Source organism: Flavobacterium sp. HNIBRBA15423, assembly GCF_052655965.1.
This window is the reverse complement of record NZ_CP199751.1, coordinates 748738-761973: the sequence shown is the minus strand read 5'-3', so window position 1 is coordinate 761973 and position 13236 is coordinate 748738. Positions and strand designations below refer to the sequence as shown.

The following is a 13236-nucleotide window of genomic DNA, read 5'->3' as shown; positions in this document are numbered from 1 at the left end:
TGTATTACTTCTATTTTTAGTTATTTAGAACAAAATTTTTGCTCTAGTCTTACTATAAAAGTCCTACTATTTTAGTTAACAAACAAATATTTACTGACTAAAACACATTATATAATAAATTATTGTTGATTTGTTAAAAATACTTAAATTAATTATTTCAAAACTGATGGTATTTTTAACTTTACTCCAAAAGGAGAAAAACCTTATTTTAGATTTTCTCCTTTTAATAAGTAATAAATAGTAAGCTTATTGGTATAAAAATTATTGTATTAAATTACCATTAGTGCAATACTATTCTTGTATTTGATATTAAGTTGCTAATTTTCAAAATAATGCGTTTTCTTTATTTAATTGCTTTAAGTTTCTGCAATTGATTTGTTGCATTATTATTGTTAGGATTTAATTGAAGTACTTGCTCATAATTTTTAATAGCTAAGTCTATTTGTTCTAATTCAGCATACGTTTCTCCTAAACTATCATAAACATTTTCACTTTTAGGATATAAATAAACATTTAATTTGAAGATTTCCAAAGCGTCTTTAATTCTTCCTTGCTTTATTAATTTATAACCCCAACCATTTAACTCATTTTCAGAAAAATTAGATTGGCTATTTTTCATTTTAGCAACTATTTTAATTGCGTTTTGATATCCTTTTTTGTCTAATTGCAATTTTAAACTTTTAATAGAAGTTGATAATCCAAATCCGTTAGATTCTTTCATATCAGGAATGTAAAAACCTGCAATTTCATCTATAAATGAATCTGGAGATGCTCCCATTAAATTAGCTAACACGATAATAGAAAGATTATCTTTAGGATATATAAACACAGCTGATCTTCCTCCACCAACTGCAGCAGCAGCTGGATGATCTTTTCTTACTATCACTGGCCAACCTACTGCATATCCATTTAGCAAATTACTAAATCCTGCTGTTTTTCCGTTATTTAATTTGGCTGGTGTAAAAAGTATTGAAAGTGTTTTTTCATTTTTAAAGAATTGATTATTTTGCAAAGCAATAACCCACTGAGCCATTTCTGTAGCTGTTGAACTCATGCCAGCTGCTGTTTGTAAACTCCTAGGAAATGAGAAAAAAGTGTTACAAAGTTTTCCTTTTGAGTATTGATATTGTCCAGCTGCATGTGTTATTACCTCTTTAGTAGCTCCAAAACCTGCTCTTATAGTATTAATCATATTTGCTTTTACCAATTGTTCTTTAGTAATAAATTCATTAAAAGACATACCGCTAAGTGAATCTATAATGCGACCTAATAATAAATAATTAGTTTGATTGTAACTGAATTTTTCTCCTGGAGCAAAAACATTTGGAAGTTCTAATACTTGTTTCCATGATGCTTCTTCTCCATAAGGAGAAATTAAAACAGCTTCATCTTCATCTATTATATCAGGAATTCCAGAGGTATGTGATAATAATTGCAAAACGGTTACATTATTCCAACGCTCAGGTAAGTCATAAAGATATTTTGAAACTGGTGAAGATAAATCTAATTTACCTGCTTCAACCAGTTGCATAATTGAAATGCCTGTGAATGCTTTTGTAATTGAATTAATAGTAAACAAAGTTTCGTCATTTACAGGAACTGAATCTTGAACATTAGCTATTCCATAATTTCCTTTTTTTACAATTACTCCATCTTTAATTATTACTAATTGTAACCCTGGCACTCTTCTTTTTGTCATTTGCTCTTTTACAAAAACATCAATACTATCTTGTTGTGCAAAAATGAAAGTATTAAAAATAGAAAAAACTATTATAATACATGCTGATCTTAAATTTAAAGTCATACTTTGTTTATTATTTTGATTTAAAAAGAGTTGGTAGGATTTAGTGATGATTTTCTGAAAAGTTATAACATCATCCTAAATACAAATTGATATAAATTATAAGTAAGACGAGAATAGGTTTTATATGTTACTCGAAAAATAAAATAAAGTGTATAATTGCATGTCAAATATATAGAACTTTTCTTAACAAAAAATCTTTTAAAAATTATGTTTTTTAGTAAACAATGTTAGTTTTTTAGTAAAAAGCTAACTGTCAAACAATTCTTCTAAAACGTTTGTATTTTAAAGTAAACAAACTTACAATCATAAAAAAAAACAAATTGATACTAATTTGCTATTACTTAACTATAATTTTCACAAATTGTTCCTATTCTACTTGAAGAGCAAGATTTGTCCAAGTATTTCTATGTGTAATGTTACTGTAATGGTTGTAACCAATTCCATTGTAAATAATTTATTCTAATTCAATACAACTATAATTTAAGGTATCAAATATTTCGCAGACTGTTTTAGTAATATTAGTCTCAGCTACTATTCGTAAAATATTATCACAATCTTCTAAATCAAAATTCCATTTTTTAATTTCGTTAATTTCATTGAGGTTTTTGGATATATCCTTAATTTGCTTTTTGTGTTTAACTGATGTTTTGAAAACGTAAACCATAATTAATGCTGTTTTTTTATTTGCTTTCACAAATTTAAAACCATATTGCGACAACAGTATGTCAATAGTAATATGTCAATACTGTTTTTTTTTGAAGTTTGTACTAAATTGTTTTTCTTCATAATTAAGCGTTTAGAATCTTACGTTTTTGCTAACCATAATCATTAAAGATTAATTAAATGAAGGCAATCAAAGTAACTAGCATTAATAAAATATAAATAGTTATTGATGCATCTAAATAAAGGTTAACATACATCGTTCTAAAAGAAGGATGAGATTGTTCTGCACACAGTTTTAAAATGTACTTAAAGAAGGAAATAATCAAACACATAATTGAAATTGCAATAAAAGAAACAATGAATGTCATTATCATTTTATCATAAGTAAATTTTGACTTAAAATGATTTGCTAAATAATTAAACATGATAAAATTTAACAAAATTAAAACGATTACAAATATTAGTCTTTTCATGGGATAAATATTTATTAAGTTAAAAATTTTGGTTAAAATTTTGCAGTTCATCACATAATGATAGCTAATTTCTACTCAACGAATAGCGTGTTAGAATTTTTAAATAAAATTATTTAAGTAAGATTAATGGGGTTATTAATACACTATTTTCTTCTATAAAGATAAAACGTTTTTTTTAGTAATACAATACGTATTTATACGTATTTTTCCTGTTTTTTCGTGGGTATAAATACCCCTAAAAAAGACAAAGAGAGCAACTTTTAAAGCTGCTCTCTTACTAACCAATAAAAAACCACTAAGCATCATCATGATTAAAATGACAATTAGTTTCTTGTTCCTCCATGACCACCAGCAACAATTTTTAAAATTCGAATATTTAAATAAATAAATTTAAAAAATTGTAGAAAAGGATTTTGCATTCTGGAGCGTTGTGATTTTGATATTCTTTGTGTCATTTCTTCTAGTATTTTGTATTGTTATATAATGTAAATAGCTGTTCTTTATTCAGGAATTAACCACCAAAAAGGACGCATTTTTGCTTTATAAATAAAAGCATAATGCAACGCTAATTTTACCCAATGCCCTGCTAAACCTATATCTCCAAATGTTTTATTAATATCTCTTCCACCAGTTTTAGCATACTTTACATAATCAGGTACAATGGGAAAAGTAGTTATACTTACTCCACTTCCTTGTGTCATTCCATATCCAGCGGAAGCAATACAAGCCGCTCCCATATTTCCTAAAGAACCTTTATGATGTAATGATTCTTTTCCAGCTTTTACACTATCAATAATATTATCAGCTACTAATTTTGCTGTAATTCCAGAAGGCATACCTGTGCGAGGTGGTGATGGAAAAATTTCAGTTCCATTTTTGCTCTTACGAGGTTTTGAAATGGAGTGTGGTGGTGCAAAAGCAATTCCTGGAGCAAATATATTTTTGTAAGTTGGGTTTTGATAGGTTTCTGGCCAATCTTGAACAGTCCATTCTTCATAAGGTTTTGTAGTATAATCGGCATCCACTATCATAAATCCTTTAAATAATTTATCGGTTACTTCTTCTTCATTTTTATTATATGCTTTAAAACCATGCCCTGAAAAGGCAGGAATTAACATTGCAAAATCAAATGTTTCTGTTTTATACTCTCCTTCTAAATTTTCATAATGAACTAATCCATCTTCAACTTTATTTACACCAGCTCCTAAAATCCATTTAATTCCGCGGTCTTCAAAAATCATTTCAATCATATCTTTAGATTTCATATTGAAGCCATTGTATTCCATAAGCATTCCGTCCATTCCAAAATCGCCTAATTCATATTCGTTAGAAATCCAAGTAATTTCAGCATTGTCACGAACACCAAATTTTTGTAATTCCTTTTCTACGTTTAAGATATACTCAAACGCAGCTCCTTGACAAGTGGCCTTTGGGTGTCCAGTACCAATTAAGATTTTAACTTTTTTATCTGAGTTTTTTAATTGGCCTATTAAATTATGTAAAGCTTCTGAAGCATGTTCTGCATGGTCATAAGTACAAACAGAATATACTTTATTTGTTGCAGGTAGTAATCCTTCTGTTAAATCAAACGCTAATTTGGGTCCAGTTGCATTTATCAAATAATCATAGGTTATATTTTCTTGAGTTCCTTTGGTTTCACCAAAAACATATTCAACTGTTACAAATGGTTTTTCTTGGGTTATATTTCCTTCTGGATGAAAAGAAATCACTTTGGCTTGTTTGTAACCAATACCTTTTCTTTTATATAATGGTTCTAATGGAAAAATAACATCTTTGGGTTTCATTCTACCAATTCCGACCCAAATATTAGAAGGTACCCATTGGTAATTTCGATTAGGAGAAACTACAAGAACTTCATGTTCTTTTCCTAGTTTTCTTCTTAAGTGGGCCGCAGCTGTATGACCAGCAATTCCTGCTCCTAGTATAACTATTTTTGACATTTTAAATTGGTTTAGTTGTTCGCTATTGGTTTTTCAAATTAATATCTCGATAAATTTCTATTGAAAGCATTTAAGTGATTATAAGAAGCATTTAAAAGATTAGTATAAATTTGTTTTGCATAAGTATCATTTGTGTTACTAATTGCTATTTCTAAATCGTCAATATCTTTTTCTTCAATAATTTTACCCACTTCTAAAGCATCTACTATTGAAATAGAACCTTTAGCAATTAAATCTGCATACATCATTTGTAATTCTTCATTAAAAAAAACACCTTCTTCATTACTTACCTGAAATGTTATATTGTTTTGCAGCAATAAGTTCTTCATAGCTTCCATGTGTTTGGCTTCGCTTTCCTTTATATTAGCAAATACTTGTAGATTCCATTTTTCATTTAAAAAAGTATAAACATCAAACGCTACTTTTTCTTCTTCTAACATGAATTTCATATTATTAATTTCTTCTTGTGTCAGAATCTTATCATCAGTATTATTTTGACATGAAATATTCGTTAGTATGATTAACAAAATTGCTAAAAACTTAAATTTGATTCTATTTTTCATTGGTATGTGATTTAAGATTACTATACAAATTTGAATAAAAATCCTCTTTTCTACAGCTACTTTTGTTACATAAAAAAAGTGCCTAAAAAGGCACTTTAAACAATTCTAAATATTAAAAAAGTTAACTAATAACTAGTATCATCTAATTTTACTTTTCCATAAAATGTTTTATAAAGAAAAAAGAAATATCCAGCTAATAAAGGTGAACCAATAACCACAATGGTTAACATAATACCTAAAGATTTTTGTGATGATGCTGCATTATAAATAGTCACACTGTGATCTGGATGAATTGTTGAAGGCAAAAGTGTGGGATACAATTGAAAAGCTACCAACATCAATAAAAAAGCCATTGTGAGAGACGAAAAAACAAGAGCATGACCATATTTTTTCATTGAGACTAATCTAGGTACATTGGCTACAGCCAAAAAAGCCAAAAGAGGTAAGACAAAAAATACGGGAGTTTCTTTAAAATTATCGGTTACGCCAGGAATAAAAATTAAAGTATATAAAGAAGTTATGGAAAAACTAATGATAAAGAAAATCATCCCTTTTTTTAATAAAAAAGTCAATCTTGCATGCAAACGTCCTTCTGTTTTTAGTAGTAAAAAGATCGCTCCTTGTGTCATAAAAATCGATAAGGTTGTTAGTCCAACCATTATTGCATAAGGACTGAGAAAAGACAAAAACATACCTCCATGATAACTGAACTCGTGACCAATTTCAAATCCTTGCAGCACATTTCCTAAGACAACTCCCAGTAAAAAAGAGATTAATACATTTGAAACAAAATAAATAATATCCCAAGTTTTTCTCCACCAAAGCATTTCTTCTGCACTTCTGAATTTTATAGCTGAAGAACGTAGTACTAATAGCATTAAGAACAGCATAAAAGGAATATACATAGCCGATAACATAGTGGCATACATAACAGGAAATCCTGCAAATAAAGCACCACCTCCTATAATTAACCAAACTTGATTAGCATCCCAAATAGGTCCAATTGCATTTATCGCAATTCTTCTGCTTAAATCTTTTTTTAAAAACAAATGCCAAGATCCAGCTCCATAATCAAAACCTTCTAAAATAGCATACCCTGAAAATAATAATCCTACTACTAAGTACCAAAGCGTGGGATAATCGATTCCTAAAAATGTTTCCATCTGATTTTCTTTTTAAATAATTTCTAATGCATTTTTAGCTTCATCGTACGGTCCGTGTTTGATTTTCTTATTCAACGAATACAAAAACAACAAAAACAATAATGCATATACAATGGTAAACATTACCAATGAAAATATTATCTGATTAGCAGAAACTTCTTGCGAAAACCCTTGACTGGTACGCAAATGCCCATAAACAATCCATGGTTGTCTTCCCATTTCTGCCGCAAACCAACCTACTTGATTGGCAATTTGTGGTAAAATAACCGAAAAGGAGAAAATCCATAGTAACCATTTTGTTTGAAACAATTTTCCTCTCCACCATAAGAAACAAGCATAAAATGTAAGTCCAATTAAAAACATACCTATAGAAACCATGATGTGATAAAATTGAAAGACTGCATTCACTTGGCTTGGTCTATCTTCTTTTTTGAATGCATTTAACCCTGTAACTGGTGCTTCAAAGTCTTGATGTACTAAAAAAGACAACCCACCAGGAATTCCTATTCCTGATACTTTTTGATTTTCATTATCGACCCAACCTAACAAATACAAATCGGCTGGTGCTTCTTTCTCATAATGACCTTCCATTGCTGCTAATTTTGCGGGTTGGTTTTTAGCTACACCATCAGCAGAACTATGTCCAGATATTAATTGTGAAAAAGAAGTTACTGTAGCGACTATTAAAGCTATTTTAAATGCTTTTTTAGACAAATCCACATATCTTCCTTTTCTTAAATAATAAGCATGTACACTAAGCACCATAAAAGCTCCAGCTAAAAAAGCTCCTTGCCAAACATGGATAATTCGGTCTAAGCTAGAAGGATTAAAAACCATAGCCCAAAAATCGGTTACTTCTGCACGGGCATGTACTCCTTCTCCAACAATATGATAACCCGCAGGTGTTTGTTGCCAACTATTAGCCACTACTATCCAAACCGCTGAAAACATAGAACCCAAAAATACACCAATTGTAGAAATAAAATGAACTCTAGGTGAAACTCTATTCCATCCAAAAATTAATATTCCGAGAAATGTACTTTCTAATCCAAAAGCAAATAATCCTTCTGCTGCTAAAGCACTTCCAAATATATCTCCAACATATTTAGAATAAACAGCCCAATTGGTTCCAAACTCAAATTCCATTATGATTCCTGTAGCAACTCCAATTCCAAAGGTTATAGCAAATATTTTTAACCAAAAACGAGTTAATACTTCATACTCACTTTTTCCGGTTTTCAAATATAACCCTTCCATAATAACCATAATTAATCCAATCCCTATACTTAGAGGTGGATAGATATAATGAAAAGCAATAGTGAAAGCGAATTGTATTCTAGCTAATATTTCAACATCCATAATTGTTCTTTTTATTTTTACACAAAATTATTCGATTTTAAATCAATCATTAGGCAACAAGAATTGCATTTTTCTTTCCTTTTTTAAAACATAAATCAATCATTTTAATAAAAAAATAACTCGTTTTTTGCTTATAAATAGTATAATTTGGAAACTTATCTTGTAATAATATTTCTTCGTATGCTGATTTAAAGTAGAATAAAATCAATAATAATATACTAATAATCGACTTATAAACAGAAGCTAAGTAAAAACTACTTTCAAAAACGAATAGAACAATCCCAGTATAAATAGGGTGTCTACTATATTTATACAAATCGTTTTGTATTAAAATAGCCTTGTTTTTAGGAGTAGGAAAAGGGGAAATTTTTTTATTGAGTTGTATAGTAGCTACAATAATTATTAGCAATCCAGTTATTGCTATAAACAAACTTACTGTTTTCAATCCATTTGAAATGGAAATTAGAATAGTAAAATCAAGAATAAAACAAGCAAACAAACAAATTTGTATTCCTACAAAAAACAAGTCTTTATACTTAATGTTCATTTTAGTTTTAAACTTTGTATAAAAGTACTATTTTTTCTTTTCTCTTACAAACAAATTAAAGAACAAACCACCCATTAAACCTCCATATAAAGTACTATTTATTGGCCTAGATGTAATAGCACAAGTACCAGAGGCACAACCCACATAATAATAGTAAGCATAACCAAAAATTAATCCCATTACAACTCCTATTCCTGTGATAATATATCCTCTTTTTGTCATTGTTTTTTATCAAAAGTTATGCTCCAAATTCCTCTTACTTCATTTTCTGAATAACCAATAGCTAAATCATTAGGATATAAATTTAGTATTTTTTCTTTTACCTCAGTTTTTATGTTATCTGATTTTCCATGACATTGCAAGCACATACTATTAGTAGTAATGGGATAATAAAAATTAACTTTATCCTTTAATTCTTCTACTATTGCAGTGGGTTCTTCTTTTTTTGCAATTTGATTTTTAAATGTTTCAATATGCTTTAATTCAACGACATTAGCTTTGTTTTTTGGATTTCTGTTTTTATCAGATACTCTTCTTATGGTGGCATTATACTTAACTGACATACTATCTGTTAAAGGCATTGCTTGACTATTGCAAAATGCTAATGCTTCTATTGTGCCTTTCTTTTGGATTTTATCCATAAGATTTTGACCTAATATCTTTTTAGTCGCAAGAGCATATTCTAATCCTATATCTTCATATGTTTTTTCTTTTTCCTCAAACACAAATTTCTTACCTGGTTGTGACCAATTATCATGTCCGCGACTTTCCCAATGTTCTTTAAACCAAGTAGGTTCTTCAATTTGATAATCAAACATAAAACCAGCTATTTGTGCAACTGTATTTTCAGGAAAGACTTGCTTTGGCATCACACCAAATTTTTTAACTGCTCCAAACATTTTGGTTTTATCTTCAGATGGATTTTCCACAAATGTTGTTATTGCTTTTACAAAATCTTCTTTCGTTTTATAATCCATTAAATATCTCGATTTCACGGCAATCATTGGTGGAGCTATTCGTCCTTCATTTTCTAATGCACTTGGACTATGACACAAATAGCATTGCTTTTCCATCAAACCTTTTGCCTGTTCAGGATTATCTTTTGCCTGTTCGGAATTAGTCGTGATTATTGGAGTTTTAGTTTCTTGATAGGTTTCGTTCTTTTGCTTACAACTAAAAGAAATCAGTCCTAACACAACAATTATAAGTATTTTCTTCATTTGAATATATTTTTTCTTTTGACAAAAAACAGCATAGTATAGAAATTGCATATAAAGAATTATGCTATGCTTTGCTATTCATCAAATTTAAACTTGAAATCCAAATTTCACAGTAACTAAAGTTACAGAACTTCTATCTTCATAAAAACTTATAATTATAAATAAACAAGTACCTGAATTTAAAGTAGATACAATACAAAAGCAGTCAATTTTACGAAAGATTTGGAATTAACTATTTAGGGAAGTCAAAGATGTTAATGGAATACAAAAAATAGAAGTACATTTTATAACCTAACAAAATGTTTTGTCGTTGATATAAATTAAAAATGGATACAAAAACATAGCTACAATTTGAAAAACGATAAAGAAGTAAAAAAAATTATAGCATTTTTAAAATCAATTTATTCTTGTTTATTCTCTCTTTTTAAAAACAGTTAATTCATATCTATCTACCCTTTGGTTGTAAAAATGGATATACAGATAATTTTTTTTAAAAAAACTAGTTCGTTCTCTAATTCTAAAAACCCAAACATCACTATAAACATCATTATAGGAATCTGTAAATATAGTAATGATGTCTTTTTTGCTTAAGCCAATTAATTTCTCGTAGTTTTCAGAAAAATAATTAGCACTATTTTTATCTTTATTAATGGGTAATTTCTCAAAAATAGTAGTTAAATCTTTCTCTTTCGTTGTGTCTTCTAGAATTTTATGTAAACTTTTACCTAGACTATCATTATTCATTTCGTCAGTTTTATTATTTTCTATAATTTCTGTTGCTAAAGATAAGTAATTTATAGCACCTCTACTACTTGCGTCAAAATCAATTACAGCTTTCCTATGACTTTGTGCTTCACTTATTTTTACATTTCTTTCTATTACAGTTTTGAAAACCATCGTTCTAAAATGACTTTTTATTTCTTGTATAATCACATTAGAAAATGCCAAACGCTTATCGTACATCGTTATCAAAACACCTTCAATATCTAAATTACGGTTGTAATTTTGCTTAATGGTTTTAAATGCACTAAACAATCTATTCAATCCATTTAGTGCATAATATTCGCATTGAACTGGAATTAAAATAGAATCTGCAACTGCTAAAAAACTGGTGGTAATAAAATTTAAAGAGGGTCCACAATCTATTATGATGTAATTGTAGTCATTTTTCAAATCTGCTAAGGTATGCTTTAATTCATGATGAGTTCCAAAGTAATTTTTTCCTTGTATCTCAAGTTTTACCAAATCAATACTTGTTGGAATTAAACTTAAATTTGGAGTTTCAGTCTCAAAAGGAGTAATGGTATTTTTATGATAATTAAATAAATCTATTGTAAACGTACAAACTTCATCATCAGCCACTGGAAAAGAACTCGTGGTGTTTGCCTGTGGATCACCATCGATTAGAAGTGTCTTTTTTTCTAAAATAGCCAGAGAAGCCGCTAAATTTATAGAGGTTGAAGATTTACCCACACCACCTTTTTGATTTGCTATCGCAATAATTTTAGACATCAAACTTTATATAAGTCATTAATAAGTACATTTTTGCTTAATTTTTCTCTACTCGTTCTTACAAATATATGAAATATATTATGTAAAAAAATTACAAAAAAAAGAGACCACAATGGATCTCTTTAAGTCTTATCATCAATTAAAAATTACATTCTATTTGGAACTTGAATTCCTAATAATTGAAAAGCATTTTTAATGGTATTACCCACTGTTTTAGACAATTGAACTCTAAATGCCTTTTTCTCCACATTTTGTTCTGGTAAGATAGGCACATTTTGATAAAAAGAATTAAACTCTTTTACTAAATCATACGTATAATTAGCAATCAAAGCTGGACTATGATTTTCAGCAGCACTTTGAATCACATCTGGAAATAATTGTACTTGTTTGATTAATTCTTTCTCTTTTTCGTGTATTTCAATTTCACTAGATATAACCGTATTTTGGTAATTAAAATCGGCTTTTCTTAGAATCGATTGAATACGAGCATAGGTATATTGAATAAATGGTCCAGTATTTCCATTAAAATCTACCGATTCTTCTGGGTTGAACATCATTTGTTTCTTTGGGTCAACCTTTAACATATAATATTTTAAAGCACCTAAACCAATAATTTTATATAAAGCCGCCTTTTCTTCGTCATTATAACCGTCAAGTTTTCCTAATTCTTCCGAAATATTTTTTGCGGTTACTGTCATTTCTTCCATTAAATCATCAGCGTCTACAACAGTTCCTTCACGGGATTTCATTTTTCCAGAAGGTAATTCTACCATTCCATAACTTAAATGATATAAATTTTCTGCCCAATCAAATCCTAATTTCTTAAGGATTAAGAATAACACTTTAAAATGATAATCTTGTTCGTTACCTACTGTATAAACCATTCCACCAACATCTGGATAATCTTTTACACGTTGAATGGCTGTTCCAATATCTTGCGTCATATAAACTGCAGTTCCATCTGAACGTAGCACGATTTTTCTATCTAAACCATCTTCGGTTAAATCAATCCAAACCGAACCATCTGGATCTTTTTCGAAAACACCTTTATCTAAACCTATTTGTACCACTTCTTTTCCTAGAAGATAAGTGTTACTTTCGTAATAATTTGGAATGTTAAAATCAACACCAAGATTTATATACGTTTGTTCAAAACCATCATAAACCCATTGGTTCATGGTTTTCCAAAGCGCTACCACTTCATCATCACCAGCTTCCCATTTTTGAAGCATTTTTTGAGCTTCTAAAATAGATGGAGCTAATTTCTTTGCTTCTTCTTCAGTTTTACCTAAAGTAATTAACTCCTTGATTTCATTTTTGTAATGTTTATCAAACTCAACATAGAAGTTTCCAACTAACTTATCTCCTTTCAATCCTGTTGATTCTGGCGTTTGTCCGTTTCCAAATTTCTGCCAAGCCAACATCGACTTACAAATATGAATTCCTCTATCGTTTATGATTTGGGTTTTATATACTTTTTTACCAGAAGCTTTGATAATTTCAGCTACAGAATAACCCAATAAGTTATTACGAATGTGTCCTAAATGCAAAGGTTTATTGGTATTTGGTGAGGAATATTCAACCATAACCGCCTTTTCATCTTCTTTAGGAGTTACAAAACCAAAAGTTTCATTTGCTTTAATGGTATTGAAAAAATTCACATAAAAAGCATCAGAAATTACAATATTTAAAAATCCAGCAACAACATTGAATTTTTCAACCTCAGCTACATTTTCTACTAAGTAGTTTCCAATTTTTGTACCTATTTCAACAGGATTTCCTTTTAATGCTTTTACTAAAGGAAAAACAACCATAGTAATATCACCTTCAAAGTCTTTCCTAGTCGCTTGAAATTCAACTTTTTCAATAGTTAAATCGAATACGGATTGAACGGCTTCTAAAATGTGTTTTGTAAGTGTTTCTTGTAAGGTCATTTCTCTTTGTTTTTATAAAGGTGCAAATTTAGTGATT

Annotated in this window: 13 protein-coding genes; all 13 read right to left on the bottom strand. The window is 29.1% G+C overall.

Translation table 11 applies throughout. From position 1 onward, the window contains the following. Window positions 1–343: 343 nt before the first annotated feature. Complete coding sequence (locus tag ACULEV_RS03445; RefSeq protein ID WP_445457280.1) at window positions 344–1804, bottom strand: serine hydrolase; 1461 nt, start codon at window positions 1802–1804, stop codon at window positions 344–346. 454 nt (window positions 1805–2258) lie between these two features. Further along, complete coding sequence (locus ACULEV_RS03440) at window positions 2259–2498, bottom strand: hypothetical protein (protein WP_445457279.1); 240 nt, start codon at window positions 2496–2498, stop codon at window positions 2259–2261. 145 nt (window positions 2499–2643) lie between these two features. Beyond that, a complete protein-coding gene (locus tag ACULEV_RS03435) occupies window positions 2644–2940 on the bottom strand; it encodes a hypothetical protein (protein WP_445457278.1) in 297 nt (98 codons plus the stop codon). Window positions 2941–3263: 323 nt separating this feature from the next. Next, complete coding sequence (locus ACULEV_RS03430) at window positions 3264–3395, bottom strand: hypothetical protein (RefSeq protein ID WP_445457277.1); 132 nt, start codon at window positions 3393–3395, stop codon at window positions 3264–3266. A gap of 45 nt (window positions 3396–3440) precedes the next feature. Next, a complete protein-coding gene (locus ACULEV_RS03425) occupies window positions 3441–4901 on the bottom strand; it encodes an NAD(P)/FAD-dependent oxidoreductase (RefSeq protein ID WP_445457276.1) in 1461 nt (486 codons plus the stop codon). Between the two features lie 38 nt (window positions 4902–4939). Next, a complete protein-coding gene (locus ACULEV_RS03420) occupies window positions 4940–5464 on the bottom strand; it encodes a DUF2202 domain-containing protein (RefSeq protein WP_445457275.1) in 525 nt (174 codons plus the stop codon). Between the two features lie 125 nt (window positions 5465–5589). Continuing rightward, complete coding sequence (gene cydB, locus ACULEV_RS03415; protein ID WP_445457274.1) at window positions 5590–6627, bottom strand: cytochrome d ubiquinol oxidase subunit II; 1038 nt, start codon at window positions 6625–6627, stop codon at window positions 5590–5592. 12 nt (window positions 6628–6639) lie between these two features. Then, a complete protein-coding gene (locus ACULEV_RS03410) occupies window positions 6640–7986 on the bottom strand; it encodes a cytochrome ubiquinol oxidase subunit I (protein WP_445457273.1) in 1347 nt (448 codons plus the stop codon). A 49-nt stretch (window positions 7987–8035) separates the two neighbouring features. Beyond that, window positions 8036–8533 carry a methyltransferase family protein gene (locus ACULEV_RS03405; protein WP_445457272.1) on the bottom strand — a complete coding sequence of 166 codons (498 nt, stop codon included), beginning with the start codon at window positions 8531–8533 and terminating at the stop codon, window positions 8036–8038. Between the two features lie 27 nt (window positions 8534–8560). After that, entirely contained in the window at window positions 8561–8755 is a 195-nt protein-coding gene (locus tag ACULEV_RS03400; protein WP_445457271.1) for a DUF6132 family protein, read from the bottom strand. Beyond that, window positions 8752–9753, bottom strand: coding sequence for a Tll0287-like domain-containing protein (locus tag ACULEV_RS03395; protein WP_445457270.1), 1002 nt, complete (start codon window positions 9751–9753; stop codon window positions 8752–8754). Before ACULEV_RS03395 ends, ACULEV_RS03400 begins: the two co-directional genes overlap by 4 nt. Window positions 9754–10164: 411 nt before the next feature. Next, the gene (locus ACULEV_RS03390; protein WP_445457269.1) at window positions 10165–11265 is read right to left on the bottom strand and encodes a ParA family protein; all 1101 of its coding nucleotides are present in this window, start codon (window positions 11263–11265) and stop codon (window positions 10165–10167) included. A 146-nt stretch (window positions 11266–11411) separates the two neighbouring features. Beyond that, window positions 11412–13199 carry an arginine--tRNA ligase gene (argS, locus tag ACULEV_RS03385; protein ID WP_445457268.1) on the bottom strand — a complete coding sequence of 596 codons (1788 nt, stop codon included), beginning with the start codon at window positions 13197–13199 and terminating at the stop codon, window positions 11412–11414. Window positions 13200–13236: the final 37 nt, after the last annotated feature.